22 protein-coding genes are annotated in these 26,053 nt (G+C 63.0%); 9 read left to right on the top strand and 13 right to left on the bottom strand.

The annotated features are described in order from the left end of the window. Positions 1 to 94: 94 nt before the first annotated feature. The 7 genes from waaF to LVS58_RS15010 are packed head-to-tail and all read left to right on the top strand — an operon-like array spanning position 95 to position 7,055. Positions 95 to 1,144: a lipopolysaccharide heptosyltransferase II gene (waaF, locus tag LVS58_RS15040; protein WP_233691739.1), complete on the top strand. Its 1,050-nt coding sequence runs from the start codon at positions 95 to 97 to the stop codon at positions 1,142 to 1,144. Then, on the top strand, positions 1,145 to 2,203 hold the full coding sequence (gene waaC / locus LVS58_RS15035) for a lipopolysaccharide heptosyltransferase I (RefSeq protein ID WP_233691738.1): 1,059 nt from the start codon (positions 1,145 to 1,147) through the stop codon (positions 2,201 to 2,203). It begins immediately after the preceding gene. After that, positions 2,203 to 3,327, top strand: coding sequence for a glycosyltransferase family 4 protein (locus tag LVS58_RS15030; RefSeq protein WP_233691737.1), 1,125 nt, complete (start codon positions 2,203 to 2,205; stop codon positions 3,325 to 3,327). The genes waaC and LVS58_RS15030 overlap by 1 nt, the downstream gene beginning before the upstream one ends. Next, positions 3,324 to 4,130 (top strand): lipopolysaccharide core heptose(I) kinase RfaP, encoded by an 807-nt coding sequence (rfaP, locus tag LVS58_RS15025; RefSeq protein WP_233691736.1) that lies wholly within the window; start codon positions 3,324 to 3,326, stop codon positions 4,128 to 4,130. The genes LVS58_RS15030 and rfaP overlap by 4 nt, the downstream gene beginning before the upstream one ends. Continuing rightward, a complete protein-coding gene (locus LVS58_RS15020; RefSeq protein WP_233691735.1) occupies positions 4,130 to 4,864 on the top strand; it encodes a lipopolysaccharide kinase InaA family protein in 735 nt (244 codons plus the stop codon). The genes rfaP and LVS58_RS15020 overlap by 1 nt, the downstream gene beginning before the upstream one ends. After that, positions 4,861 to 5,613 (top strand): lipopolysaccharide kinase InaA family protein, encoded by a 753-nt coding sequence (locus tag LVS58_RS15015; protein ID WP_233691734.1) that lies wholly within the window; start codon positions 4,861 to 4,863, stop codon positions 5,611 to 5,613. The genes LVS58_RS15020 and LVS58_RS15015 overlap by 4 nt, the downstream gene beginning before the upstream one ends. Continuing rightward, the gene (locus LVS58_RS15010) at positions 5,613 to 7,055 is read left to right on the top strand and encodes a lipopolysaccharide kinase InaA family protein (RefSeq protein WP_233691733.1); all 1,443 of its coding nucleotides are present in this window, start codon (positions 5,613 to 5,615) and stop codon (positions 7,053 to 7,055) included. Before LVS58_RS15015 ends, LVS58_RS15010 begins: the two co-directional genes overlap by 1 nt. 18 nt (positions 7,056 to 7,073) lie before the next feature. On the opposite strand, the gene LVS58_RS15005 is transcribed toward LVS58_RS15010, so the two are convergent. The 8 genes from LVS58_RS15005 to LVS58_RS14970 form a co-directional block, all read right to left on the bottom strand. Further along, positions 7,074 to 9,860 (bottom strand): dermonecrotic toxin domain-containing protein, encoded by a 2,787-nt coding sequence (locus LVS58_RS15005; protein ID WP_233691732.1) that lies wholly within the window; start codon positions 9,858 to 9,860, stop codon positions 7,074 to 7,076. 67 nt (positions 9,861 to 9,927) lie between these two features. Further along, the gene (locus LVS58_RS15000) at positions 9,928 to 10,113 is read right to left on the bottom strand and encodes a hypothetical protein (RefSeq protein ID WP_011953272.1); all 186 of its coding nucleotides are present in this window, start codon (positions 10,111 to 10,113) and stop codon (positions 9,928 to 9,930) included. Then, positions 10,110 to 11,222 carry a PepSY-associated TM helix domain-containing protein gene (locus tag LVS58_RS14995; RefSeq protein WP_233691731.1) on the bottom strand — a complete coding sequence of 371 codons (1,113 nt, stop codon included), beginning with the start codon at positions 11,220 to 11,222 and terminating at the stop codon, positions 10,110 to 10,112. Before LVS58_RS14995 ends, LVS58_RS15000 begins: the two co-directional genes overlap by 4 nt. Positions 11,223 to 11,279: 57 nt before the next feature. Next, on the bottom strand, positions 11,280 to 13,712 hold the full coding sequence (locus tag LVS58_RS14990; RefSeq protein WP_233691730.1) for a TonB-dependent siderophore receptor: 2,433 nt from the start codon (positions 13,710 to 13,712) through the stop codon (positions 11,280 to 11,282). A gap of 248 nt (positions 13,713 to 13,960) precedes the next feature. Further along, the gene (locus tag LVS58_RS14985; RefSeq protein WP_233691729.1) at positions 13,961 to 14,917 is read right to left on the bottom strand and encodes a FecR domain-containing protein; all 957 of its coding nucleotides are present in this window, start codon (positions 14,915 to 14,917) and stop codon (positions 13,961 to 13,963) included. Beyond that, positions 14,914 to 15,432: an RNA polymerase sigma factor gene (locus LVS58_RS14980; protein WP_233691728.1), complete on the bottom strand. Its 519-nt coding sequence runs from the start codon at positions 15,430 to 15,432 to the stop codon at positions 14,914 to 14,916. Before LVS58_RS14980 ends, LVS58_RS14985 begins: the two co-directional genes overlap by 4 nt. A 190-nt stretch (positions 15,433 to 15,622) precedes the next feature. Continuing rightward, complete coding sequence (locus LVS58_RS14975; RefSeq protein WP_233691727.1) at positions 15,623 to 16,333, bottom strand: 3'-5' exonuclease; 711 nt, start codon at positions 16,331 to 16,333, stop codon at positions 15,623 to 15,625. Further along, entirely contained in the window at positions 16,330 to 18,267 is a 1,938-nt protein-coding gene (locus LVS58_RS14970; RefSeq protein WP_233691726.1) for a putative nucleotidyltransferase substrate binding domain-containing protein, read from the bottom strand. The genes LVS58_RS14975 and LVS58_RS14970 overlap by 4 nt, the downstream gene beginning before the upstream one ends. 116 nt (positions 18,268 to 18,383) lie before the next feature. Here LVS58_RS14970 and LVS58_RS14965 point away from each other — a divergent pair, with 116 nt between their 5' ends. Beyond that, entirely contained in the window at positions 18,384 to 18,929 is a 546-nt protein-coding gene (locus LVS58_RS14965; RefSeq protein WP_233691725.1) for a response regulator, read from the top strand. 50 nt (positions 18,930 to 18,979) lie between these two features. On the opposite strand, the gene LVS58_RS14960 is transcribed toward LVS58_RS14965, so the two are convergent. After that, on the bottom strand, positions 18,980 to 21,157 hold the full coding sequence (locus LVS58_RS14960; RefSeq protein WP_233691724.1) for a malate synthase G: 2,178 nt from the start codon (positions 21,155 to 21,157) through the stop codon (positions 18,980 to 18,982). A 449-nt stretch (positions 21,158 to 21,606) separates the two neighbouring features. On the opposite strand from LVS58_RS14960, the gene LVS58_RS14955 reads away from it, so the two are divergent. Further along, positions 21,607 to 22,125 carry a glycine cleavage system protein R gene (locus LVS58_RS14955; RefSeq protein ID WP_233691723.1) on the top strand — a complete coding sequence of 173 codons (519 nt, stop codon included), beginning with the start codon at positions 21,607 to 21,609 and terminating at the stop codon, positions 22,123 to 22,125. Positions 22,126 to 22,413: 288 nt separating this feature from the next. Here the strand turns inward: LVS58_RS14955 and rarD are convergent, their stop codons facing one another. The 4 genes from rarD to LVS58_RS14935 all read right to left on the bottom strand — a co-directional run bounded on the left by rarD (position 22,414) and on the right by LVS58_RS14935 (position 25,987). Further along, complete coding sequence (gene rarD / locus LVS58_RS14950; protein ID WP_003255619.1) at positions 22,414 to 23,301, bottom strand: EamA family transporter RarD; 888 nt, start codon at positions 23,299 to 23,301, stop codon at positions 22,414 to 22,416. 64 nt (positions 23,302 to 23,365) lie between these two features. Then, positions 23,366 to 24,340, bottom strand: a complete 975-nt coding sequence (locus LVS58_RS14945) for a serine/threonine protein kinase (RefSeq protein WP_233691722.1) — start codon at positions 24,338 to 24,340, stop codon at positions 23,366 to 23,368. Positions 24,341 to 24,441: 101 nt separating this feature from the next. Continuing rightward, positions 24,442 to 25,206, bottom strand: coding sequence for a TOBE domain-containing protein (locus LVS58_RS14940; protein WP_233691721.1), 765 nt, complete (start codon positions 25,204 to 25,206; stop codon positions 24,442 to 24,444). Positions 25,207 to 25,255: 49 nt separating this feature from the next. Then, positions 25,256 to 25,987: a ComF family protein gene (locus LVS58_RS14935; protein WP_233691720.1), complete on the bottom strand. Its 732-nt coding sequence runs from the start codon at positions 25,985 to 25,987 to the stop codon at positions 25,256 to 25,258. Positions 25,988 to 26,053: the final 66 nt, after the last annotated feature.

The raw sequence follows: 26,053 nt of genomic DNA, 5'->3' as shown, positions 1-26,053 counted from the left end.
GGTGTTACACTGTCGGCCACATAGCCTGAATATAAAGAGGGGAGGCCAGGCTGTACCGCAGCCTGTAGCCTCCCCGAGCGTTTCTGGACTAAGCATGAGAATACTGATCATTGGCCCCAGCTGGGTCGGCGACATGGTGATGGCGCAGACCTTGTTCCAGTGCCTGAAACAGCAGCACCCCGACTGCGTGATCGACGTGCTGGCCCCTGAATGGAGCCGGCCGATCCTCGAACGCATGCCTGAAGTGCGTCAGGCCTTGAGCTTCCCGCTCGGCCACGGCGCGCTGGAGCTGGCCACGCGGCGGCGCATCGGCAAGTCCCTGGCCGGCCAGTACGACCAGGCCATTCTGCTGCCCAACTCGCTCAAGTCGGCGCTGGTGCCCTTTTTTGCCGGCATTCCCAAACGCACCGGCTGGCGCGGTGAAATGCGTTTCGGCCTGCTGAACGATGTGCGCAAGCTGGACAAGGCCCGCTACCCGCTGATGATCGAGCGCTTCATGGCCCTGGCCTACGCGCCCGGCACCGAGCTGCCGCAGCCCTACCCGCGCCCCAACCTGCAGATCGAAGCGCAAAGCCGTGACGCCGCCCTGGTCAAGTTCGGCCTGGAACGGGACCGTCCGGTACTGGCGCTGTGCCCTGGCGCCGAGTTTGGCGAAGCCAAGCGCTGGCCGGCAGAGCACTATGCTGCTGTGGCCGATGCGATGATTCGCCAAGGCTGGCAAGTGTGGCTGTTCGGCTCGAAGAACGATCACCCGGTCGGTGAGCAGATCCGCGAACGGCTGATTCCGGGGTTCCGTGAAGAGTCGTCCAACCTGGCCGGTGAGACCTCGCTGGCCGAGGCTATCGACCTCATGTCCTGCGCCCATGCCGTGGTGTCCAACGACTCCGGCCTGATGCACGTGGCCGCTGCGTTGAACCGTCCATTGGTAGCCGTATACGGCTCGACTTCACCCGGCTTCACCCCGCCGCTGGCCGAACAGGTGGAAGTGGTGCGCACCGGTATAGAGTGCAGCCCGTGCTTTGACCGCACCTGTCGCTTCGGCCATTACAATTGCCTGCGTCTGCTGGAACCGGGCAAAGTGATTGCCGCCCTGCACAGCCTCAGCGGACCGGACCTGATCGATACCGTGGCCGAGGTCGACTAAGTGCGGGTACTGATCATCAAGACCTCGTCGCTGGGGGATGTAATCCACACCCTGCCGGCGCTTACCGATGCTGCCCATGCCATTCCCGGCATCCGTTTCGATTGGGTGGTTGAAGAAGGCTTCGCCGAAATCCCCAGTTGGCACCCCGCGGTCGACCAGGTCATCCCGGTGGCGATCCGTCGCTGGCGCAAGAACCTCTGGCAAACCATCAAGAGTGGCGAGTGGAAGGCGTTCAAGCAGCGCGTGCGCGAGCGCAAGTACGACCTTGTGATCGACGCCCAGGGCCTGGTCAAGTCGGCCTGGTTGACCCGTTACGTGAAGGCACCCGTAGCTGGCCTGGATCGCTACTCGGCGCGCGAAGGCTGGGCCAGCCGCTTCTACGACCGGCCTCTGTCGGTCGCTACCGGCCAGCACGCGGTAGAGCGTGTACGCCAACTGTTTGCCATGGCCCTGGCCTATGACCTGCCGGAAGGCATCGGCAACTACGGCCTGGACCTCGACCGCCTGCAACTGCCGCCGGCTGCGCCCTATGTGGTGTTCCTGCATGGCACCACCTGGGCGACCAAGCACTGGCCCGAAGCCTACTGGCGCGAACTGGCCGAGCGCATGGGCCGGCGTAAGCTGGAAGTGCGCCTGCCTTGGGGTAATCCGGCTGAGAAGGCGCGGGCCGAGCGAATAGCCCAAGGCTTGAACAACTGTCAGGTGCTCCCCAAATTGAACCTTGCCGGCGTCGCCCGTGTTCTGGCGGCGGCAAAGGCCTGCGTGGCGGTCGATACCGGCCTTGGCCACCTGGCGGCGGCACTCGATGTGCCCACCATTTCGCTGTTTGGCCCTACCAACCCGGGCCTGACTGGCGCCTACGGACGGACCCAGATTCACCAGGCCAGTGACTGGCCTTGCGCTCCCTGCCTGCAGAAGAAGTGCACGTACAAACCGAGCGCCGATGACCTGGCCCGGTTCGATCTGAAACGCGAGTGGCCGCTGTGCTTCACTCGCCTGAATCCCGAGCATGTGGCGAGCCGCTTGAGCGCGTTGCTGCTGGCTGAGGATGTCCGTTGATGCAACTGGCTTTCGTGCTTTACAAATATTTCCCCTTCGGCGGGCTGCAGCGCGATTTCATGCGCATTGCCCTGGAATGCCAGAAGCGGGGCCACCAGATCCGTGTGTATACGCTGATCTGGGAGGGTGACATTCCGCCGGGTTTCGAAGTGCTGGTGGCGCCGGTGAAGGCGATCTTCAACCACCGCCGCAACGAGAAGCTCAGCGCCTGGATGTCCGCCGATCTGGCCAAGCGCCCGGTCGACCGCCTGATCGGCTTCAACAAGATGCCGGGGCTGGACGTGTACTACGCCGCCGACGGCTGCTTCGAGGACAAGGCACAGACCCTGCGCGGTGGCCTCTACCGCCGCTGGGGCCGCTACCGGCACTTTGCCGAGTACGAGCGTGCGGTGTTCGCCAAGGACGCACATACCGAAGTGCTGATGATTTCCGAAGTGCAGCAGCCGCTGTTCATCAAGCATTACGGCACCCCGGTAGAACGCTTCCACCTGCTGCCGCCCGGCATTTCCCAGGACCGCCGTGCGCCGGCCAATGCCGCCGAGATCCGCGCCGAGTTCCGCAAGGAATTCAACCTGGGGGATGACGACCTGCTGCTGGTGCAGATTGGCTCAGGCTTCAAGACCAAGGGCGTGGACCGCAGCCTCAAGGCACTGGCCGCGCTGCCGTCAGCCCTGCGCAAACGCACCAGGCTGATGGTGATCGGCCAGGACGACCCCAAGGTATTCCAGCTGCAAAGCGCCACCCTGGGTTTGGGCGACCAGGTGCAGTTCCTCAAGGGCCGTAGCGACATCCCGCGCTTCCTGCTGGGCGCCGACCTGCTGATTCACCCGGCGTACAACGAAAATACCGGTACGGTGCTGCTCGAAGCGTTGGTCGCCGGCTTGCCCGTGCTGGTGTCCAAGGTGTGCGGTTATGCCCACTACATTGCCGAGGCCGACAGTGGCCTGGTGCTGGACGAGCCGTTCGAACAAGAGCAGCTCAACGGCTATCTGCAGCGCATGCTCGAAGACCCGCAGGCGCGTGCCAGCTGGTCGCGCAATGGCCTGGCATTTGCTGATAGCGCCGATCTGTACAGCATGCCGCAGCATGCTGCCGACGTGATCCTGGGGCAAAAAACCGCATGAAGCTGATATTGGCCGAACCCTTCAAACGCCTGTGGGCCGGGCGTGATGCCTTCGACGCCGTGGAGGCGCTGCAAGGCGAGGTCTATCGCGAGCTGGAAGGGCGCCGCACGCTGCGCACCGAAGTGGCTGGCGAGGGCTTTTTCGTCAAGATCCACCGCGGCATCGGCTGGGGCGAGATCTTCAAGAACCTGCTCACCGCCAAGCTGCCGGTGCTCGGTGCCGGCCAGGAATGGCTGGCCATCCAGCGCCTGCATGAGGTGGGTGTGCCGACCATGACCGCAGTCGCCTACGGCGAGCGCGGCAGCAACCCGGCCACGCAGCACTCGTTCATCATCACTGAAGAGCTGGCGCCGACCATCAGCCTGGAAGACTTCAGCATCGACTGGGTCAAGCAGCCGCCCGAGCCGCGCCTGAAGCGTGCCCTGATCGCCGAGGTGGCGAAAATGACCGGCGGCATGCACCGCGCCGGGGTCAACCACCGCGATTGCTACATCTGCCATTTCCTGCTGCACACCGACCGACCGGTTACGGCGGATGACTTCAAGCTGTCGGTGATCGACCTGCACCGCGCGCAAACCCGTGCCAGAATCAGCCGCCGCTGGCGCGACAAAGACCTGGCTGCGCTGTACTTTTCGGCCCTGGACATCGGCCTGACCCAACGCGACAAGCTGCGCTTCCTGCGCGGTTACTTCCAGCGTCCGCTGCGGCAGGTGCTGAAGGACGAAGCCGCGCTGCTCGCCTGGCTGGAGCGCAAGGCCCAGAAACTCTACGATCGCAAGCAACGCTATGGGGACGCACTCTGATGGCGAGTTGGACACTGGCGCCGGGGTACGAACACCTGGCGGCGGACTTCGGCAGCCTCGACGCGGTGTTCGCCATCCAGGGCGAACGGCTGACCCGCGACCCGCTCAGTGAGGTGGTACGCATCGAGCGTGACGGGATCAACTACTACGTCAAGCGCTACACCGGGGCCGGCAAGCACATGCGCCGGTATTTGGGGCGGCCACGCATCAAGGCCGAATGGCAAAACCTCAAGCAGTTCGCCAAATGGGGGATCCCCACCGCCGAAGTCGTGGCTTGGGGCCTGGAGCGCAACGGCCTGGCCTTTGGCCGTGGCGCTATGATCACCCGTGAACTGCCGCACACCGAAGACTTGTCGGCCCTGGCCGATAACAACGATGCGCGTTTGGCCGACCGCGCCTGGGTCGACCATGTCAGCCGTCAACTGGCGCGCCATACCCGGGTCATGCACGAACACCGCTTTGCCCATAACGACCTGAAGTGGCGCAACCTGCTGGTCGATGACCAAGGCACGCTGTTCTTCATCGACTGCCCAACCGGCGACTTCTGGCGCGGTTTCATGTGGCGCCACCGGATGATCAAGGACCTGGCATGCCTGGACAAAGTGGCCAAATACCACCTGTCAGCTACCCAGCGCCTGCGCTTCTACCTCCAATACCGCGGCCGCGACCGGCTGAATGTGCGTGACAAGAAGCGCATTCATCGAGTACTGGGCTTTTTCGAGGGAAGGGAATGACCGATTACCTGGCCAGCGCGGACCTCGCGCTGCTCAAGCGCCATGGCCTGGACAACTTCGAGGCGCTGTGGGCGCTGCAACTTGATGCTGTGGACGAACCCAACACCGGCCGTGGTGGCTGGAGCAGCGTCTTCCGTCTGGAGCTCGAAGGCAAGGGCTACTACCTCAAGCGCCAGAGCGACTACCTGACCCGTACCTTGCACCGGCCGTTCGGCGAGCCCACCTTCGCCCGCGAATTCCGCAACATCAGTCGCTACCAGAAGCTGCGCATTCCGGCATTGCAGGCGGTGTTCTACGGCGAGCGCAAGCAGGGCGGCAAGCACCGGGCCATCCTGATGACCCGCGCGCTGGACGAATGGGCCGACCTCGACAGCCTGCTGGCGCGTTGGCCGCGGTTGGATGAAGCTGAGCGCACTGGCATCCTGCAGGCTTGCGGTCAGCTGGCGCGTACCCTGCACAGCGCCGGCCAGGTGCATGGCTGCTTCTACCCCAAGCACATTTTCCTGCGTCAACGCCGCGAGGGTTGGGACGCGCAACTGATCGACCTGGAAAAGACCCGGCCGCTGCTGTTCGGCATGCGTGACCGCCTCAAGGACCTGGAGCCGCTGCTGCGCCGCGCCCAGGCCTGGCGCGTGCAGGATGTACGTACGTTGCTGGCTACCTACCTGGGGCAGCCGGCTGACGGCGCGCTGGTCGACACCTGGCTGCAACGGCTGACGCAACGCCGTCGTGAAAAAGAGGCCCGCTGATGCGTTTGTCTGAACTGAAGGATGCCGGGCGCAGCCCGACGCTGCCCCTGAGTATCACGTTGGTTGATGCCGCCGGCAGCGCTGACTTGCAATTGCTCAGCCTGCTGCGCGTGCTGCCGGGGCAGCGTTATGTGGGCGCTGGTGTCTGGCGTGGTACACCGGTGCTGGCGAAGTTGCTGGTCGGTAGTAGCGCCGCACGGCATTTCCAGCGCGAACTGCAGGGTGTGAAATGGCTGGCCGAACAAGGCCTGACCACACCGACGCTACTGGCTGACGGCCTCAAGGAAGGCGAGGGCGGCTGGCTGCTGTTCGAGTTCCTTGACGGTGCCCAAAGCCTGGCCGATGCCTGGGCCGCAGTGGAAAACCTGCCAGTGCTGGCGGACGAGCAGCACCTGGTACTGGGCGAAGCGCTCACGGCTGTGGCGCACATGCACGCCCAAGGCCTTTGGCAGCAAGACCTGCACCTGGACAACCTGCTGCGCCATGCCGGCAAGCTGTACCTGATCGACGGTGCGGGCATAAGGGCGGAAACACCCGGGCAGCAGTTGTCGCGTCCACGGGTGCTGGAAAACCTCGGGGTGTTCTTCGCCCAGTTGCCCAAGCGCCTGGAACCGTTCATCGAAGAGCTGCTGGTACATTACCTGCTGGCCAATGCCGAGCATGCGTTGCCGCTGGAAGCGCTGCAGAAACAGGTGGACAAGGTGCGCAGCTGGCGGCAGAAGGACTATCTGGACAAGGCTGGCCGCGAGTGCAGCCTGTTCAGCGTCCAGCGCACCCTTTCGGGCTTACAGGCGATCCGCCGCAGTGAGGTCGAGGCCATGCAGCCTGTACTGGAACAGGCCGATGCGCTGATCGACAAAGGCCATTTGTACAAGACCGGTGGCGCTGCCAGCGTGGCGCGCATCGAGGTCAATGGTCGCCAGTTGGTGATCAAGCGCTACAACATCAAGAACACCGCGCATTGGTTCAAGCGCTTCTGGCGCCCGAGCCGAGCCTGGCATTCCTGGATTGAAGGCCATCGCCTGGAATTTCTCGACATCGCCACGCCACGCCCCCTCGCGGTGCTGGAACAGCGGGTGCTGGGCCTGCGCAGCCGTGCTTACCTGGTCACCGAGTATGTCGACGGTCCGGACCTGACGGCTTGCTTTGCGCCCTACGTCGAAAGCGGCGATGCGCCCGAGGAGCAGGTGGATGCCTTGGTGCACGTGATGCAGCAGCTGATTCACGAGCGCATCAGCCACGGTGACTTCAAAGGCCATAACCTGTTCTGGCACAACGGCCAATGGTCGTTGATCGACCTTGATGCCATGTGCCAGCACGCCACCCAGCTCAGCTTCGCTCCGGCCTATGCCCGTGATCGGGCACGGCTGCTGCGCAACTGGCCCACTGGCAGTGCCTTGCATCAGCGGCTGGACCGGCTGTTGCCAAAACTGGTCGACTGAGGCCGCCGGTTCCGGCGGTCAGTGGGCCGGCGGTGGTTGATCTGGCAGTGTCAGCCAGTCACTGCTGCGCCCTGCCTGGCGAACGCGTATCAGCCACTGGCCGTTTTCGTGGCGCAGCACCGCCCACGGCACCACGCCGGCGTTGCTGGCAACGGCAATCTGCAAGTGGTAATGATCCGGCAGCAGGTGACGGCGCACAGGCAACTGCCCGTCCTTGAGCGCCAGGTACAGCTGATCGTCCGCCTCAAAAAGTCCTTGTTCGCTATGTACCGGCAGGCCGGCCACAGGCGCTTGCAGATAGCAGTCCTGCAGTAATTGCTTCAGGTCGGGCAGCCCGTCGTACCAGAGCACCGGTGAGTCGATGACCCACTGCCCATTGGCCTTGCGCTTGAGCGGTTGCTGCAGATAGGCATCTGGCTGGTCGGGGTCGATGGCCCGCCAGCGGTAGCCGTCGAAGCTGACTTGGTAATAGCGGTTGTCGTTGTCCTTGACGAAGTACAGCGATTGCCCGCCAAACGCCGAACTTTGTTCGTAGACACCTTCACCGTAGATGCCGTCTATGCGATAGCGCAGGCTGCTGCTGCCCGGTTGTATCTGGAGGCGTGCGGGCAGCGGCAGTGGCGGTTGTTTGGGGATCCCGCGCAGGGATCGGCGTAGCACTCTGGAACCCAGAAAACTGGTACCCGCATCGTTGAGGTGGCTCAGCGCCTGATAGGCATGGCGCATCACCCCTTCGACATCCTCTTGCTTGAAGGCCTCGGCCCCGTCCCAGATATCGATTGCCATACGGCCGATCGACAGCACCAGCAACGCACGGTTGGGCAGCAGCAGGCTGATGAAGTCCAGCAAACGCCAGCTCAGCGCCATGATCGACTCTGCATTCACTTCGCGGGTGGTCGTGCTTTCGGCATCGGCCTGGGCGATCAGCGCCCGGGCCTCGGCCATGTAGTAGGCGAAGAAAAGGTCGTCTTTGACTTCGGGCGTGGTCAAATGCGTGCTCAGACGCCCCTTGTTCAGCAGCCGCTGCACCGTGGCAGCAGGCAGCAATGGCAGGCGCTGGGCTACGTATGCGCTCAACGCGGGCTGTTGGCGCAATGTGCGAAGCAGTTCGCGGGTTGTGCGAAAACGGCGCCAGGCCCTGCGGTCTGGGGCATCCGGGGTGTACAGCACGCATGCTGCAGACTTGTAGGGGATGCTGTTGAGCAGAAGCACGCCCTGCAGGGTATGGCCCATGATGTTCAACTGTCGAACAGTGACTGGGTAGCCTGCTACTGGCGCACGCAGTGCGTTGTGCGGTTGGTCCAGCACTGCGCACACCCAGTTGTAGCCATGTTCGAAAGGGTCTTCACCAAAGTGGCCAGCGTAGCGCGCCTTGACGGCTTCAGCGCGCATGCGGGCATGGTTGACCTTGCTGTGCGCAGCCAGGCGCCATTTGCCCGCTCTGGAACTGATGAGCTGGGTGTGCAGGTACTTTGCGTAGCTGTCACCCACGTTCAGTTCCCGGACCAAGTGCTTGACATACTGCGGCGTGAGCCCGGCGGGCGTGGCTTTACCGTGTGCATGGATCACCCGGGCAGTAAGCCAGTAGTCAGTGTCGAACCACGGCAAGTTCTTGAGGGCGAGCTCTTCGAGGGTGCTGACTTCCTCGACCATTTCCACCATCTCGTCGCCCACGCGGCGCATGCCTGCATAGGTGACATAGGATGAGAGGGCGAAGGGATGCATGATGGCGCCCGTGCGGCGGGCACGCACGACCAGGATTTTGATATCGCGAGGATCTGTGTCGTACCCCAGGTCGTGTCTCAGGCGCTCGCGAAGGCGTGCGTTGGCCCAGGCCAGCAGGCTATTGCGTTGCTTGAAGTCGTTGAGGCTCAGTACTCCCGGTGCAGCAGCCTGCTCGGCGATTGCCACCAGCGTTTGCATGGCCTGCATCATATGGCTAAGGCCTTGCGCAGAAGTATTGCGCAGCCAGTTGGGCAGGTTCTTCTCAAGCAATTGGGAGTAGCGTGTTTGCAGGAGGGGTTTGGCGCCGACTTCATGCCATAGCGCCAGTGCTTTATGTATTCGGGTGTGCTGGTCGGGTGAGCCGTTGCTCCACAAGCCGGTGGCACTCAGGCGTTGGCGTTGGGCTTCTATCACACTGTCGATCTGGGCCTCCAGCAGGCTGTCGGCGTACCAGTCATAGCGCAGCCGCTGTGATAGGCGAGCGCGGTCTGCCTGCGCGTCAGGGTACAGATGCAGCAAGGGTTTGCTCTGGATTGGGTCTTCCAGGCGTTCGCAAAGCTCTTGGTGCAGTGCGCCCAGCGATTCGAAGACTTCTATGCCTTGTGACAGGCTGCACAGCACGGCCATGCCTGGCGCATCCTTGGGCGTGAGCATGGAGCCCTCGGCGGTACCGGCAGTGATGACGAGCGTGCCCGGCAGGTAGCTGCGCCAGTTGGGCCGTATGCCTTCAAGCAGCACGCGATACACCTGCGGCCTTTTGGCCAGGGGCATATGCCTGCGCTGGGAGGGTAGCGGCTGTTGCAGGCAGGCCCATAGTTGATCGGCTGAGCGGTAGCCCAAGGTCTCGTCGCCCAGGCGCAACTCAACCTCGGCCAGCATCAGCGCCTTGCGCAGTGCCAGCAGCTTCTGTCTGGGTGTTTCACCTTGCTCATCGGCCGTAGTCCAGAAGCTGGCCAGTTCGCCGTGCAGCCAGGTGCGTGTGTTGGGGTTGATGGGGTGTTGAAGGTCGAGGGTCGGAAGGCCGTCGAGCAGGTCACCGATCTGTCGGTCGATCTGTTCCAGTTGTTCGAGGGGGCGCATGGGGCGGTTCCTTGGTTGAGGAAAACCCCATGCTTGGCAATACCTGCGGTTGCGGGGTGGTAGCGGGCTAGCGCCCCCGACGCCAGAGCAGCCCGCGCAGGCTCAGCAGGGCCGGCAGGCCCAGGCCGGCCCATGCCAGAACGTCCCAGCCACCGTCGCCGAGCAGTGCGGCGAACAGGCCCAGGAAGCCAAGCAGGGCAATCAACGCTGGCCAGGCGAAGAGGCGCGCAGTGGCTTGTGACCTGTGGCTCATGCACGCGCCTCCCTGGGTCTGCGCTGCTTGCCCCACCACAGGTAAAGGCCGCTGCCGAGCACGATGATTGTCAGCACGTCCAGCAAAGCCCAGAGGATCTGCATCGGTCGCCCGCCGTAATCGCCGAAATGCAGCGGCAGCGACAGGCCCATGGCATCCATGTACCAGGGACGGTCGCCTACGGCAGTCACTGCAAGAGTGCGAGCATCGATCAGTACCGGCGTGAACAGGTGCGAACTCAGGTGGGTGGCACCGTTCATGAATACCGCATAGTGGTGCTCGCTGGAGAAACGCGTGCCTGGAAACGCGATGAAGTCCGGGCGCATGCCCGGCGCGGCCTGTTCGGCAATGTCCAGCAGGCGAGTGGCTGGGGCGCGTTCGACGAGCGGCGGGGCGTCGCGGTAGGGCGCAACCATCGCAGCCAGGCTGTCGTTGCGCCAGGCTGCGATGACCAGGTCGGACAGGGCGCTGATCACCCCGGTCACGCTCACCGTCAAGGCCCAGGCCAGGGTGACCACGCCGATCAGGTTGTGCAGGTCGAGCCAGCGCAGGCGGCGGGATTTCTTGTGGCGTACGGTGCCGAATTCCAGGCGGCGCATGAACGGCGCATAGAGCACGGTGCCGGAGACAATCGCGACAATGAACAATACGCCCATGAAGGCCAGCAGCAGCTTGCCCGGCAGGCCTGCGAACATGTCCACATGCAGGCGCAGCATCACCATCATGAAACCGCCGTTGGCGGCCGGCATCGCTATGGCTTCGCCCGTTCGGGCATCGAGCATGAAAGTGTGCGACAGGTTGGGGTCGGTGCCGGCGGTGGCGGCGGTAATGGCGACCACGCCGTTGGGCTCGTCTTCATCGTAGCCGAAGTACTGCATGACCTCGCCGGGACGATGTTGTTCGGCCTTGAGTACCAGTTGCTGCAGGTCGAGGTGCGGGGTGCCTGCCGGCATTTCACGCAGTTCAGGGGCGTCGCCCAGCAGGTGTTCGAGTTCGTGGTGGAAGATCAGCGGCAGACCGGTGACTGCCAGCAACAGCAGGAACAGGGTGCAGACCAGGCTGCTCCAGGTGTGGATCAAGGACCAGCGGCGGATGGTGGGGCTCTTCATCACGGTACCGATTTTTTCTCTGTAGGATCGTGGGGCCGCAAAGCGGCCCCCGCTCACTCAGAACTTATAAGTGGCGCTGGCGACAACGCTGCGCTCATCGCCGTAGTAGCAGTAGTACGCGTCACAAGTAGACAGGTAATCCTTGTTCAGCAGGTTGGTGGCGGTGACCGCTACCGACGCGTCCTTCAGGCTGCCGTTCAGGCGACCTAGGTCGTAATGCACCGACCCATCGAAGACGGTGTAGGCCTTGGCCTTGCCCAGGTAGCTATTGCCTTGGTCGCCGTAGGTATTACCGGTATACCGCGCGCCCAGGCCGATGCCGAAGCCGTCGAGCACGCCCGAGTGCCAGGTATAGTCGCCCCAGATGGACGCTTGCTGGTTAGGCATCAGTTGCAGGCGGTTACCTTTGAAATCGCCATCCTGCACTTCGGACTTGGCCAGGGTGTAGGCGGCAATGACCTTCAGGTTGTCGGTCACATCGGAAACCGCTTCCAGTTCAAGGCCGCGGACTTTCACTTCACCGGTCTGGCTGGTGATGGTCACACCACCGACCGTGTTGGTGACCGAGACGTTTTTCTGAGTCAGGTCGTACACGGCTGCCGACAACAGGGTGTTGGACCCCGGCGGCTGGTATTTCACGCCCAGCTCCCACTGCTTGCCTTCGGTGGGCTTGAACGAATCCAAGGCTGACACACTGGCATTGCTGGACGGCTGGAACGACTCGGCATAGGACAGGTACGGCACGAAGCCCGAGTCGAACACGTAGCTGATGGCTGCGTTGCCGCTGAACTTCTTGTCCCGCTGGGTATTGGTGGCATCGCCCTGGTTGAAGAACTTGGTGCCGGTGTGCACCCAGTCTTCACGACCGCCCAGGGTCAGGCGCCAGTTACCAAGCGCCATCTGGTCCTGCACATACAGGCCAGTCTGACGGGTTTTCTGGTTGTAGTCGTAAAACGCGGTCGAGCGATCCGGGCGAGTGATCGGCAGCCCGTAGACCGGGTTGTTGACGTTGCTGTCCGGCACGGTGAAGTCGAAGATCGACAGGTAGTTGGTGTTGATGCGCTGGTGGTCCAGACCGATCAACAGCGTGTGGTTGACGTCCCCGGTCGCGAAGTCCGCCTGGAAGTTGTTGTCCACCGCGAACTGGCTGATGTCTTCATCGGTGTTGGTGGACATGCGGCTGACAGTGCCATCGTCTTTGACCGGGCCGCCGGGCTCGTAGTAACTGCCAGGGGTGATGGTCTGGAACGACAGGTCCGACTTGGTGTAGCGCAGGTTCTGGCGGAACTGCCAGACGTCGTTGATGCGGTGTTCGAAGGCGTACCCCAGCGCGTAGTAGGTGCGGTCGTAGAACTCGTAATCCGGGTCACCCAGGTTCTTGTGGTGTGAGATCTTGCCGAACGGCATGTCGATCTTGGTGCCCTGGATGGGCCGGAATTGGCTGGTGGCGCCGGTATCGTCACGGGTGAACTGGGTGAGGAAGGTCAGCGTCGTGTCTTCGTCGATGTTCCAGGTCAGGCTTGGGGCAATGTTGTAGCGCTTGTTGTCGATGTGGTCGATCTGGGTGCCACTGTCACGGATAACGCCACTGACGCCATAGAGAAAGCGACCTTCATCGTCGACCTTGCCGGTGCTGGCGAAGTTGATCTGACGATGGTTGTCGCTGCCGTATTGAAGCTCGATTTCGTGGGCGCTTTCGGCTTGCGGACGGCGGCTGACCATGTCCAGCAGGCCGCCAGGTGGCGTCTGGCCGTAGATCGAAGAGGCCGGGCCGCGAAGCAGGGCGAGGCGGTCGAGGTTCCAGGTTTCGGCTTTCGGGTTGGCATACACGCCGCGTGGCAGCGGCAGCCCATCCAGAAATTGCGTTGGCTCGAAGCCGCGCACGCGCATCCAGTCATACCGTGTATCGCTGCCGAAGCTGGCGGAGACGATACCTGGCATATAGCGCACTGCATCATCCAGGCTGTGTACACCGCGGTCTTTCATTTGCTCGCGGGTGGCGACAGAGATGGAGCGGGGGACTTCCACCAGTGCCGTGTCAGTCTTGGTGCCAGCAGCGGTGCGCTTGGCCACGTAGCCTTCAACCGGGCCCCATGCACTTTCGCTGGCGCTGGTAGCATTCACTGTGGTTTCCGGCAGGGCCAGTGTGCCATCCGGCGCGGCCACCAGGCTGTAGCTGCCCGCGGTGCTCTGCTGCAACTGCAGGCCGGTACCGCTCAGGGCCGCTTGCAGGGCGCCCAGACCATCGTATTGGCCGCTTACCGGGGCCGAGGTGCGTCCGCTGACCAGTGCCGGGTCAATGGCCAAGGCAATGCCGGCCTGGCTGGCGATCTGGTTGAGCGTGCTGGCCAATGGCGCGCTGGGCAGGTTGTAGGCGCGCGAGGTGGACTGCTCGGCGGCGAACAAGGCAGGGCTGGTCAGCGGGGCGGCCAGGCCGATGGCCAGGGCCATCAGGCTGGGGCGCAGGATATGATCAACGGCACGGGACATGCGGTGGTTCCTCGACGGGTAAGTGCTTGCTGCTTCCTTGCCGAGCGAGATCTAAAAAGTGACAGGATGAATCTGAAAAATATTGAGAATTATTTAAAGGGGTTTTGCCGGCACCGGCCTCTTCGCGGGTGAACCCGCTCTTACGACGACCCCGATGGGTGTCCACCAACGCGGTAGGAGCGGGTTTACCCGCGAATACGCAAGCAGCAGCAACCAACGGCGGGTGGAGATGGGCCAGCAGGTCCGGCCTATTTGGAAGTGACGTTCACCCACCACTGGGTATGCCGCTCGATTTTCACCGGCAACGCCGGCACCAGCGAGGCCAGCGCCAGGTCGGTGTTGGTCAGCGGGAAGCTGCCGGTCACACGCAGGTCGGCGACCTTGGCATCCACCCCGAGGTAGCCGCTGCGGTACTGGCCCAATGTGGCGAGCAGGTCGCCCAGGCGTACGTTGTCGACCACCAGCATGCCGCGGGTCCAGGCATCGGCGCCGGCAGGCACCGTGCCAACCTCGCCGAGGCTGTTGGCGTTCATCAACACCTGCTGGCCTTCGCGTAACACCTGTTCGTCGCCGCTGTTATGCGGCATGGCGGCGACCGAGGCTTGGAGCACTTCCAGGCGCGTACCGCCGGCTTCGCGGCGCACCAGGAAGCGCGTGCCCAGTGGCCGCAGGCGACCGTCCTCAGTACTTACCAGCAGCGGGCGCGAGTCCTGGTGGCCGGTTTCGACCGAGATTTCGCCTTGGTGCAGCACGATCACCCGTTGCGCGCCGGTGTAGTCGATGTCCACGGCGGTGTGGGTGTTCAGGCTCAGCAGTGTGCCGTCTTCCAGGCGCAAGGTACGCAACTCACCCGTGGCGGTACGCTGGTCGGCCAGCCAGTAGCTGGGTGCCAGCGACGGGGCGCCGACCCATGCCAGCAGCGCGCCGAGCAGAAACGTGCCGGCCAGCCCGCCGCCAACCTTGCCAATGCGTCGCCGCAGGCTGGCGCGTGTTTGCAGCAGCGCCTGGCGTGCCGGGCCTGCCGCCGCACTAACGCGTTGGTCCATGGCGCCGAGCTGGCGCCAGGCACGTGCGTGCTCTTCGCTGGCGGCATGCCAGCGCATGAATTCGTTGCGTTCATCAGGCGTGCTACTGCTGTCGCCCAGGCTGAGTTTCCAGGCAATGGCGGCTTCCAGGACCCGGGACGAAACCGGGACGTTGTTCACGTCGGCTCCCCGTAGAGAGCTACGTAGCACTGACGCATCCCTTGGGCGATGTACTGGCGCACCCGCGACACCGAAACGCCAAGGCGCTCGGCAATCTCGGCATGGCCCATGCCGTCAAGACGGCTATGCAGAAACGCCGCACGAGCCTTGCTCGACAGCTTGCCGAGCAGGCGATCTATGGCTTTGAGATCTTCAAGGATCAGGTGCTGCATTTCTGGCGAGGGCTGTTCGGCTTCAGGGATCAATGCCAGCTCGGCCAGGTAGGCTTGTTCCAGCGCGGTGCGGCGGAAGTGGTCGAACATCAGCCCCTTGGCGACGGCGGCCAGAAACGCGCGGGGTTCGCGGGGTGTGTCCAGTTGCTCACGACCCAGCAGGCGCACGAAGGTGTCCTGGCTCAGGTCTTCTGCACGTTGGCGGCAGGCCATGCTGCGTTGCAGCCAGGCGAGCAACCAGCCGCGGTGGTCGCGGTACAGCGCACCGACCAGATCGGCATGTGGGCTTTGTGCAGAAGACAAGCAGCGTCCCCCCGGAACGAATGCATTAACTAACGATAATTATTCGCGATTGTTGCAGAGGGGAGGGGGTGGGTGCAATGGACGCTTATCGGATTGCTACCATGGGGCTGGGGTTGAGTTATGTGGTGCCGGTGAGATAGAGCGCCGCCCGCGCGGCGCTCGATCTCACCGACGCTGCAAATCCCACGCCCTACAAACCGTGGCTCTGCATCTTGCGCCGTCGCCACCCGCGCAACCGTTGCTCCAGCTGCAGCGGGCTGTCCAGCTGCTGGCGCCGGGCCTGGCTGAACAGGATCAGCGCCAGTTCTGCGGTCACCTGGGCATCGGCACTGGCATGATGGCGTTCTTCAACCTGCAAGCCAAACCGCGCGACCCAGTCATCCAGCCCGGCCTCACGCAGCACTGTGTCGGGGTTGAGCATCGGCGCCAGTTCGGCAATATCGAGGAATGGCGACTGCAAGCGGTATCCCAGGCTTTCTTTCAGCGCACGCGCCAGCATGCGCTGGTCGAATGGTGCGTGAAACGCCAGCACCGGGCTGTTGCCAATGAAATCGAGCAAATCCAGCAGGGCCTCGGCCGGGTCGCAACCGGCAGCCAATGCACTGGGGCCCAAGCCGTGGATCAGTACGCTGGCGTTGGTCTTCTGCAAAGGCCGGTGCAGTGTGCGTTCGAACTGCTGGGCAAAGTCGATGGCACCGTCTTCGATGGCCACCGCCCCGATCGACAGTACCTGATCACGGTTGGGGTTGAGCCCGCTGGTTTCCAGGTCCAGCACCACCCAGCGCTGCTCGCGCAGGGTACATACCCCAAGCGGCAGGGGCTTGGGTAACCGGGCCAGGCGCTGGCGCTTGGCGTGGTCCAGCTCGGGCGCGCTGGGGCGCAGCCAGGCGAACAGGCTCATAGCTGATACCGCAAGGCCAGGCTGCTTTGCAGGCGCTGAGCCTGGCGCAGCGACTCGCGCAGGATGCGCCGGTCCAGGTGGTTGAGGCTGTCCGGGTCGACCCGGTTGGAATAAGGCAGGTTGTCGCGTATCTGGCGTTGGTGCTGCTGCATGCGGGTTTGCTGGATGAAGTGGTAGGCCTCTTCATAGGCGGCGCCGTCCAACGGCTCGATCACGCCCTTGGCCACCAGTTGGCGTAGACGCTCCAGGGTATTGCAGGCAGCTATGCCATGGGCCAGAGCCAGCAAACGGGCACCATCAACGAAGGGCGTCAGGCCCTGGACCTTAAGGTCGAGGGTCGCCGTCTTGTCGTTGCCCTGGCGTGTCAGCACGAACTCGCGCAACCGGCCCACCGGTGGGCGTTGGCGCAGGGCGTTGTCAGCCATCATGCGCTGGAAGATGCGGTTGTCGGCTACCTGTGCCAGCAGGCCCTGGCGCAGTTGCTCGCAGCCTTGCTCGTCGCCCCACACCACACGCAGGTCGAAGTAGATGCTCGAGCCCAGCAGGTTCTCCGGGCTGGCTTCGCGAACAAACCCGGCAAAGCGCCGCGCCCACTCGCTGCGCGACAGGCACAGTTCGGGGTTGCCGGCCATGACGTTACCCATGCACAGGGTGAAACCGCACTGGGCCAGGCACTGGTTGATGTATTGCGCCAGCGGCAGCAGACGAGCGCGGATTGCGTCGGCCTCGGCGCTGTCGACTGCTTCGAAGAGGATGCCGTTGTCCTGGTCGGTGTGCAGGGTCTGCTCGCTTCGCCCCTCGCTGCCAAAGCACAGCCAGCTGAACGGTACGCCCGGGTCGCCACGTTCGGCCAGGGCCAGTTCGATGACCCGGCACACGGTATGGTCGTTGAGCAAGGTAATGATCTGGGTGATCTGCGTCGACGATGCACCATGGGCCAGCATGCGTTCTACAAGCTGGCTGATTTCGCCGCGCAGCGAAACCAGCGTATCCAGGCGTGGCGCATGGCGTATGGTGCGCGCCAGGTGAACCAGATCGACCCGTTGCAGGGAGAACAGGTCGCGCTCGGAAACCACGCCGCACAGGCGTCCGTTTTCCACCAGGCATACGTGGGCAATGTGCCGCTCGGTCATGGCCATGGCGGCATCGAAGGCGCTGGCCTGGGGTGGGAGGTAGAACGGTTTGGCTGTCATGTGCCGGTCGATGGCGGCGCCCAGGTCGGCATCTATTGTCGCTACCACCTGGCGCAGGTCGCGCAAGGTGAATATACCGATGGGGTAGCGCTGTGGATCGACCACCACGATGCTGCCTACCTGTTGCTCGTGCATCAGCCGCACGGCTTCGCGCAGGGACGTATTGGCGCTGCACACCACCGGGTGACGCATGGCCAGTTCACCCAATGGGGTGTTGAGCGAGTACTGGGTGCCGAGGGTTTCCACAGCGCGCTGGCGTACTTGCTGATTGACCTGATCGAGCAGGCTGCTGACACCGCGCAGGGCAAAATCCCGAAACACATCAGACATCGTGAACACGCGAATGAAGGCGGCCTTGTTCAGTTGCAGGCAGAAGGTGTCTTCCCCGGCCAGGTGCTCGGTGCGGGTCGCGCGCTCACCCAGCAAGGCCGCCAGCGGGAAGCACTCGCCGCTGGTGATCTCGAACGTGGTCTCGACACCCGGTTTGGCCAGGTGCTGGCGCTCGCCAACCACGCGGCCCTGCTTGACGATGTAGAAGTGCTCGACCGGCCCGTCGGCAGGTTTGACGATGCTTTCACCGCAGGCGTAGAAGCGCAGCTGGCACTGCTCGACCAAGAAGGCCAGGTGGCTGTGCTCCATCTGATTGAACGGCGGAAAGCGCTGCAGGAACTGCAATGTACCTTGGATGTTTTGCAGTACTGCTGTCTTGCCCGCCTGGCTGTAGGCGTCCTTTTTGCTCATGAAACTGACCGTATCGCTATGCCGAACTATATATATCTATATATAGCTACCGGCCATGTTGTTCTCTGCCTCCATGGTCGGCTTGCGGCGGGGTGGTGCCCATTGGACGTAAGTCTATGAGCGCCCTTGTTAAAGACCCGACGAAAGGCGAAACGGGTTACGCAAGTCCTGCGGTCCTAATGCTGAAGCGGAATTATTTTGACGAGACAAGCATGCCCGAGCACACCGACATCCTGAGCGACGCCGAGCGCGAGGCCTTGGCCGTGATAAACCAAAGTGCGCCTGTGGCAGCCAGACCGTTGGTGCTTGTGGTGGAGGACAACGCGGTTAACCGGGAGGCGCTGATCCTGTACCTGAAAAGCCGGGGCATCGATGCGGTGGGGGCGGATGGGGCCGAGGAAGCCAGGTTGTACCTGCACTACCAGAAGCGTATCGGGTTGATGATTACCGATTTGCGCATGCAGCCTGAAAGTGGACTTGACTTGATCAGGACGATTCGCGCCTCGGAGCGGGCTGCGTTGTCGATCATTGTGGTGTCGGGTGACACCGATGTGGAAGAAGCAGTGGATGTGATGCACCTGGGGGTGGTGGATTTCCTGCTTAAACCGGTGGATTTGGGCAAACTGTTGGAGCTGGTGAAGAAAGAACTGAAAATGGGTTGATGCGCCGTGGGGAGCCGCAAAACGGTCCCCCCCCACGGCGCAGATGTTACTTACAAACCGTTACGCGCCTTGAACTCGCGGCGACGGCGGTGCAGTACCGGTTCGGTATAACCGTTCGGTTGCTTGCCACCTTCCACCACCAGTTCCACAGCCGCCTGGAACGCCACGTTGTCGTCGAAGTTCGGCGCCATCGGGCGGTACAGGGGGTCGCCAGCGTTCTGCTGATCGACCACCACGGCCATGCGCTTGAGGCTTTCCAGCACCTGTTCCTGGCTGACCACGCCGTGGCGCAGCCAGTTGGCCAGCAGCTGAGCAGAGATGCGCAGGGTGGCGCGGTCTTCCATCAGGCCGACGTTGTTGATGTCCGGCACCTTCGAGCAACCCACGCCCTGGTCGATCCAGCGCACCACGTAGCCGAGAATGCCCTGGGCGTTGTTGTCCAGCTCGTTGCGGATCTCTTCTGCCGACCAGTTGGTGTCGGCAGCCAGTGGAATGGCCAGAATGTCGTCCACCGACGCCGGGGTACGTGAAGCCAGTTCACGCTGGCGCGCCTGTACGTCCACCTTGTGGTAGTGCAGGGCGTGCAGGGTGGCGGCAGTTGGCGACGGTACCCAGGCGGTGTTGGCACCGGCCAGCGGGTGGGCGATCTTCTGCTCGAGCATGGCGGCCATCAGGTCAGGCATGGCCCACATGCCTTTGCCGATCTGCGCACGGCCTTGCAGGCCGGTGGCCAGGCCAACGTCGACGTTGTTGTTTTCGTAGGCGCCGATCCACTTCTCGTTCTTCATGGCACCTTTGCGCACCACGGCGCCGGCTTCCATCGAGGTGTGGATTTCATCGCCAGTGCGGTCAAGGAAGCCGGTGTTGATGAACGCCACGCGCTCGGCGGCTGCCTTGATGCAGGATTTGAGGTTGACCGTGGTACGGCGTTCCTCGTCCATGATACCGACCTTGACGGTGTTGCGCGGCATGCCCAGCAAGTCTTCGACCTGGCTGAAGATCTCGGCGGCGAAGGCCACTTCCTCAGGGCCGTGCATCTTCGGCTTGACGATGTACACGCTGCCACTGCGGGTATTCTTGCGGCTAGTGTTGCCATTGAGGTTGTGCAGGGCGATCAGGTTGGTGAACAGCCCGTCCTGGATACCTTCGGGAATTTCGTTGCCCTGGGCATCGAGGATCGCCGGGTTGGTCATCAGGTGGCCAACGTTGCGCACGAACAGCAACGAACGACCGTGCAGGGTCACACTGCCGCCGTTAGGCGCAGCGTACTCGCGGTCCGGGTTCATGGTGCGGGTGAAGGTTTTGCCACCCTTGCTCACGCTTTCGGCCAGGTCGCCTTTCATCAGGCCCAGCCAGTTGCGGTAGACGATGACCTTGTCGTCAGCATCTACGGCTGCAACCGAGTCTTCGCAGTCCATGATGGTGGTCAGTGCCGACTCCATCAGGATGTCTTTGACGCCAGCGGCGTCGGTGCTGCCGACCGGGGTGCTGGCATCGACCTGGATTTCGAAGTGCAGGCCGTTGTGCTTGAGCAGCACGGCAGTGGGGGCGGCGGCGTCACCCTGGAAGCCGATCAGTTGCGCATCGTCGCGCAGGCCGCTGTTGCTGCCGTCTTTCAAGGTAACAACCAGCTTGCCGCCTTCGATGCGGTAGCCCGTGGAGTCGACGTGCGAGCCGGCGGCCAGTGGCGCGGCTTCGTCGAGGAAGGCGCGGGCGAAGGCGATGACCTTGTCGCCACGCACCTTGTTGTAGCCCTGGCCTTTTTCGGCGCCGCCTTCATCGCTGATGGCGTCGGTGCCGTACAGGGCGTCATACAGCGAACCCCAGCGGGCGTTGGCGGCGTTCAGGGCGAAGCGGGCGTTCATCACCGGAACGACCAGTTGCGGGCCGGCCATGTGGGCGATTTCTTCGTCCACGTTCTGGGTGGTGGCCTGGAAATCGTCGGCTTGTGGCAGCAGGTAGCCGATTTCCTGGAGGAATGCTTTGTAGGCTGCGGCGTCGTGGGCCTGGCCTTTGCGTGCCTGGTGCCAGGCGTCGATCTTGGCTTGCAGCTCGTCGCGCTTGGCGAGCAGGGCTTTGTTCTTTGGAGCGAGGTCATTGATGATCTTCTCTGCACCCGCCCAGAACTGCTCGGCGACGATGCCGGTCCCGGGGATGGCTTCGTTGTTCACGAAGTCGTACAGGACCTTGGCGACCTGAAGGCCACCGACTTGAACGTATCCAGTCATTGCTTGCCTCACTCTGCTCAGCTATTTCGCTCTTCTGTATTAAGCCTGTAGCGCTTCTCTAAACACGGCACCAGTGCATGCCCCCGGATTTGCTCGAGGGCGGCTGGGTGCGGCCTGCCAGACAGGCTGGCAGGCAGTGTGCGTATTTTCACAGGCGCCTTGGCAGACATCCATACGACGTTTTGTAGTCCGCGCCACGGGATACTACATGAAGCAGTAGGCGGGGCAAAATCAGACTAAAAGCGCCGTTATGCGACCCGTTGGTCGCGTATGGTCACGCTGGGAGTGGGTATGTTCGCAAAAAACAGGTGGATTGTTCCAGATAAATCTTGAAACAGTACACGATTGTCTGTGCGGATTGCCCTGCGGCAGGTTGCCGCGCCTTGCCTATACTGACTCGATCCCCCGATTTTCTGCCGCCCGGCGCGGTCCGACACGAGGAAGGGCTTGTGGATCATCTTGTACTGACTGTAATTGCCCCTGACAAGGCCGGCCAGGTCGAACGTATTGCCCAATGCATCGCCGACCACAGTGGTAACTGGCTGGAAAGCCGCATGTCGCGTATGGCCGGGCAATTTGCTGGCATTCTGCGGGTGGCGGTGCCGGCAGAGAATTACGCCGAGCTGGTGGCCTCGCTGCAGGCGCTGGCCAGGTATGACATTCGCGTGCTGATTGCCGAGAGCGGCATCGAGCCGTCGTGCACCTGGAAGCCGATTGCCATGGAGCTGGTGGGCAACGACCGGCCAGGGATCGTGCGGGACATTACCCGCTTGCTGACCGAGCTGCAGGTAAACGTCGAGCGGTTTTCCACAGAAGTGCGGCCGGCGCCAATGAGCAGTGAGCCGTTGTTCCACGCCGACGCATTGCTCGCGCTGCCGCTGACCTTGCCGCTGGATGAACTGCAGCAGCGGCTGGAGAGCCTGGCGGATGACTTGATGGTGGAGTTGAAGCTGCGGGCAGAGGATTGATCAGAGATTGCGGGGGCGCTTTGCGCCCAATCGCGACAAAAGGCCGCTCCCACAGGGTCCTTGAGCGGCCCCCTGGGTTATCCCTATATCACGGGGAAGGCCCTGTGGATAAGCTGGGGGTGTACCTCTCTAGCCCAATTACGGCGTGGCTTCCACTGCTTTGATCAAAAAACAGTCAGAAATCAGCATCTTGTGCACAAACTACGGGGACGAGGGTGTGGATAACCTTTGGAGATGTATCCGCAGGCCACGAACCACATGGCCTGCAGAGTTTTGAGTGTTTTTTGATCAGCTACGTTTGCGCAAGTTCAACCATGCATCAACGCTGTAAATCGCCAAACCTGCCCAGATGAACATGAAGGCCGCCAGGGTGCTCGACGACAAATGCTCATCGAACAGCACTACAGCCTGCAACAGCACCAAGGTCGGTGCCAGGTACTGCAGGAAGCCCAGCGTGGTGTACGGCAGGTGCCGTGCGGCGGCGTTGAAGCATACCAGCGGCACCAGCGTTACCGGCCCGGCCGCCATCAGCCACAGCGCCTCGCTGCTGGTATAGAACGCGCCCTGGGCACTCATCGCCGCCGGGTGCAGCAACAGCCAGCCCAGGGCCAGCGGTACCAGCATCCAGGTTTCCACCACCAGGCCGGGCAGTGCTGCCACCGGCGCCTGCTTGCGGATCAGCCCATAGAAGCCGAAGCTCAACGCCAGCACCAGTGACACCCACGGCAGGCTGCCTACTTGCCACACCTGCTGGGCCACGCCAACGGCAGCCATGCCCACCGCCAGCCATTGCAGGCGGCGCAGGCGCTCGCCAAGAATCAGCATGCCCAGCAGTACGTTGATCAGCGGGTTGATGTAATAGCCCAGGCTGGCCTCGAGCATACGGCCGTTGTTCACCGACCACACATAGGTCAGCCAGTTACCGGCGATCAGTGCCCCGCTCAGTGCCAGGATGCCCAGCCGGCGCGGGTTGTTGCGCAGTTCCCGCCACCAGCCGGGGTGTTTCCACACCAGTAGCAGCAGCGAGCCGAACAGTGCTGACCAGAGCACCCGGTGGACAATGATTTCCACCGCCGGGACGCTCTGGATTGCCTTGAAGTAGAGGGGGAAAAGGCCCCAGATGATGTAGGCGCTCAGGCCCAGTATGTACCCGCGACGCGGGTTTGCGGCGTGCATGCAGAATCCTTGCTTAGGTTGCTAAATAAAGCGACGCCTATTGTAGACAGAGCCGGGCGTGCTTCTAGAACAATTTCAGCGGTGCTTCATCCAGCGCAGCCATCTGTTCGCGCAAGGCGAGAATCTGGTCGCCCCAGTAGCGCGGCTGGCCGAACCAGGGAAAGCTGGGCGGGAACGCGGGGTCATCCCAGCGCCTGGCCAGCCAGGCGCTATAGTGCAGCTGGCGCAGGGCGCGCAGGGGCTCGATCAGGGCCAGCTCGCGCGGGTCGAAGTCGTGGAACTCGTTGTAGCCGTCGATCAGCTCGGCCAGTTGCCCCAGGCGCTCCTCACGGTTGCCGGCCAGCAGCATCCACAGGTCTTGCACCGCTGGGCCCATGCGGCAATCGTCGAGGTCGACTACGTGGTACACCTCGTCACGGTGCATCAGGTTGCCGGGGTGCAGGTCGCCGTGCAGGCGGATGAGCTGGTGGGGTGTGCGAGCGTAGATGTCCTCCACCCGCTTTAGCAGATCGCGGGCCACGGACTCGAACGCCGGCAGCAGTTCACGCGGGACAAAATGACCCTCCAGCAGGGTGTTCAGCGAGGCGTGGCCAAAGTTGTCCACCGCCAGCGCCTCGCGGTGCTTGAATGGTTTGCTGGCGCCCACGGCATGCAGGCGGCCAAGTAACTGGCCCAGGCGATACAACTGGTCGAGGTTGCCAGGCTCGGGGGCGTGGCCGCCGCGGCGGGGGAACAGCGTGAAGCGGAAGCCCTTGTGTTCGAACAAGGTGCGGTCATCGTGCTGCATGGGCGCAACCACCGGGACTTCGCAGTCGGCGAGTTCGGCCGTGAAGGCGTGTTCTTCGAGGATGGCTGCATCGCTCCAGCGGCCTGGGCGGTAGAACTTGGCAATCAGCGGCTGCGCGTCTTCGATGCCCACCTGGTACACGCGGTTCTCGTAGCTGTTCAGCGCCAGCACCCGAGCGTCGCTGAGAAAGCCCAGGCTTTCCACTGCGTCCAGGACCAGGTCGGGGGTGAGGGTGTCGAAGGGGTGGGACATGGTGGCTCCGGAGGGTAAGCGGCGTGGGGACATGGTACCGCTTTATACCGGTGCCGGCCCCTTCGCGAGCGTGCCTGCGAACCGCGCACAGCGCGGCCAGACTACGCGGGAACCCCGATCAACACAGAAGATGGGTGAAACTGCACCCGCACCACACTGCCATCCACGACCTGCTGGGCAGCCAACCACTTTGCATCAGCCATGGCACACAGGGTCTGCCCGTTGCCTAACGCCAGCCTGATTTCACTGGGCCCATCGACCTCTGCCAGCACTTCCTCCACCTTCGTGCAAAGGCAATTGCTCCCCGCTTCGGCCTCTTCCCCCTCCGCCAACAACCGCACCCACCCGGCCTTGAGCAGCGCCACGACCGTTGTTCCCAGTGTCAGCTCCAGGCGCGCAGTGCTGTCGTGGGTGATCAGCGCATCGATCTGCAGCCCGCCGCTCAATGCCAGGCTGACGCGGTCATACCGGCCTTCAGGGCGCAGGCCGCTGACCTGGCCCTGCAACTGGTTACGCGCACTGGTGCGCAGCATCAGGCGCCCGAGCAGTTCGAGGTCGCCGGACTCTTCGGCAGCTTCAAGGATTTGTGCCTGCAGGGCCTGCAGCCGTTGGTACAGGCGCAACACCCGCTCGCCTTCCGGCGACAAGTGCGCACCGCCACCGCCACGGCCACCGGTGCTGCGCTTGACCAAGGGCTGGCTGGCCAGATTGTTGAGCTCGTCGATGGCATCCCAGGCTGCCTTGTAGCTGATACCCGCGGCCTTTGCGGCGCGGGTGATCGAGCCTTGTTCGGCAATGTGCTGCAGCAGCGCGATGCGCTGTGGGCGGCGGGCGATGTGCTGGGTGAGAAGGGGGGGTAGGGACATGGGTATTCCGTATACAAGGATGCTTTACAAATGGGCAGGTCGCGCCTGGTCATACATACCCCGGTTTGGGCGTACGTGCCAGGCAATACACATCCACCCGCCGTGCACCGGCCTTGCGCAGTGCCTGGGCAATAGCCTGCGCTGTGGCACCGGTGGTCAACACATCATCGACGATGGCGACATGCTTGCCTTCAAGTTCGCCCGTTACCGCGAACGCCTGGCGCAAATTGCGCCGCCGTGCCTTGGCGCCCAGATGTTGCTGTGCCGGTGTCTCGCGCGTGCGCATCAGCAAACGCTCGTTGCAACTTACCCCTACGTGCGACGACAACCACCGCCCAAGCATCCCCGCCTGGTTGAACCCCCGCTCACGCAGTCGACGCCTGGCCAAAGGCACAGGCAACAGCAGGTCAGGGCGAGGCACCCCTTCGGCATAGCGATATTGCAGCCCCTGCGCCAGCAGCTCAGCCATCAGGCGCCCCAAAGGCCATTGGCGATTGTGCTTGAAACGGCTGATCAACGTGTCCACCGGAAAGCCGAAATGCCACAGGGCAATGACCTGATCGAAGGCTGGCAAGCAGCGGGAGCACTGGCCGCAGGTCAGGCCGGTCAGGGGCAGGGGCAAGGCGCAATACTGGCAATGTTCACCCAGCCAGGGCAGCTCCTGCTCGCAGGCGATGCACAGCGGGTAGTGCTGCTCGGCAGGCTCATCGCACAACAAACATATCTGATTAAAAAGTGAGCACTTGTAAACCAGTCTCTTCCAGTGCAGTTGACAGTTCATAGGCCTTCCATGACTATGCGAGCTATCCGTGATGCGCTGGCGGGCTTTCCTGTCCCGGCGCCAGCT

Source organism: Pseudomonas sp. JR33AA (assembly GCF_021378985.1).
In the GTDB taxonomy this organism is placed as follows: domain Bacteria; phylum Pseudomonadota; class Gammaproteobacteria; order Pseudomonadales; family Pseudomonadaceae; genus Aquipseudomonas; species Aquipseudomonas alloputida.
Note: the sequence above shows the minus strand (reverse complement) of the source record. Positions and strands in the feature narration are given on the sequence as shown.

Coding starts and splice junctions, on each gene's coding strand:
- LVS58_RS15030 (WP_233691737.1), top strand. CDS start 2,203: ATGCAACTGGCTTTCGTGCTTTACAAATATTTCCCCTTCGGCGGGCTG.
- LVS58_RS14970 (WP_233691726.1), bottom strand. CDS start 18,267: ATGAGCAAAAAGGACGCCTACAGCCAGGCGGGCAAGACAGCAGTACTG.
- LVS58_RS14935 (WP_233691720.1), bottom strand. CDS start 25,987: ATGAACTGTCAACTGCACTGGAAGAGACTGGTTTACAAGTGCTCACTT.
- LVS58_RS14975 (WP_233691727.1), bottom strand. CDS start 16,333: ATGAGCCTGTTCGCCTGGCTGCGCCCCAGCGCGCCCGAGCTGGACCAC.
- rfaP (WP_233691736.1), top strand. CDS start 3,324: ATGAAGCTGATATTGGCCGAACCCTTCAAACGCCTGTGGGCCGGGCGT.
- LVS58_RS14990 (WP_233691730.1), bottom strand. CDS start 13,712: ATGTCCCGTGCCGTTGATCATATCCTGCGCCCCAGCCTGATGGCCCTG.
- LVS58_RS14940 (WP_233691721.1), bottom strand. CDS start 25,206: ATGTCCCTACCCCCCCTTCTCACCCAGCACATCGCCCGCCGCCCACAG.
- LVS58_RS14995 (WP_233691731.1), bottom strand. CDS start 11,222: ATGAAGAGCCCCACCATCCGCCGCTGGTCCTTGATCCACACCTGGAGC.
- LVS58_RS15000 (WP_011953272.1), bottom strand. CDS start 10,113: ATGAGCCACAGGTCACAAGCCACTGCGCGCCTCTTCGCCTGGCCAGCG.
- LVS58_RS15010 (WP_233691733.1), top strand. CDS start 5,613: ATGCGTTTGTCTGAACTGAAGGATGCCGGGCGCAGCCCGACGCTGCCC.
- waaF (WP_233691739.1), top strand. CDS start 95: ATGAGAATACTGATCATTGGCCCCAGCTGGGTCGGCGACATGGTGATG.
- LVS58_RS15015 (WP_233691734.1), top strand. CDS start 4,861: ATGACCGATTACCTGGCCAGCGCGGACCTCGCGCTGCTCAAGCGCCAT.
- LVS58_RS15020 (WP_233691735.1), top strand. CDS start 4,130: ATGGCGAGTTGGACACTGGCGCCGGGGTACGAACACCTGGCGGCGGAC.
- rarD (WP_003255619.1), bottom strand. CDS start 23,301: ATGCACGCCGCAAACCCGCGTCGCGGGTACATACTGGGCCTGAGCGCC.
- LVS58_RS15005 (WP_233691732.1), bottom strand. CDS start 9,860: ATGCGCCCCCTCGAACAACTGGAACAGATCGACCGACAGATCGGTGAC.
- LVS58_RS14965 (WP_233691725.1), top strand. CDS start 18,384: ATGAGCGCCCTTGTTAAAGACCCGACGAAAGGCGAAACGGGTTACGCA.
- LVS58_RS14960 (WP_233691724.1), bottom strand. CDS start 21,157: ATGACTGGATACGTTCAAGTCGGTGGCCTTCAGGTCGCCAAGGTCCTG.
- LVS58_RS14945 (WP_233691722.1), bottom strand. CDS start 24,340: ATGTCCCACCCCTTCGACACCCTCACCCCCGACCTGGTCCTGGACGCA.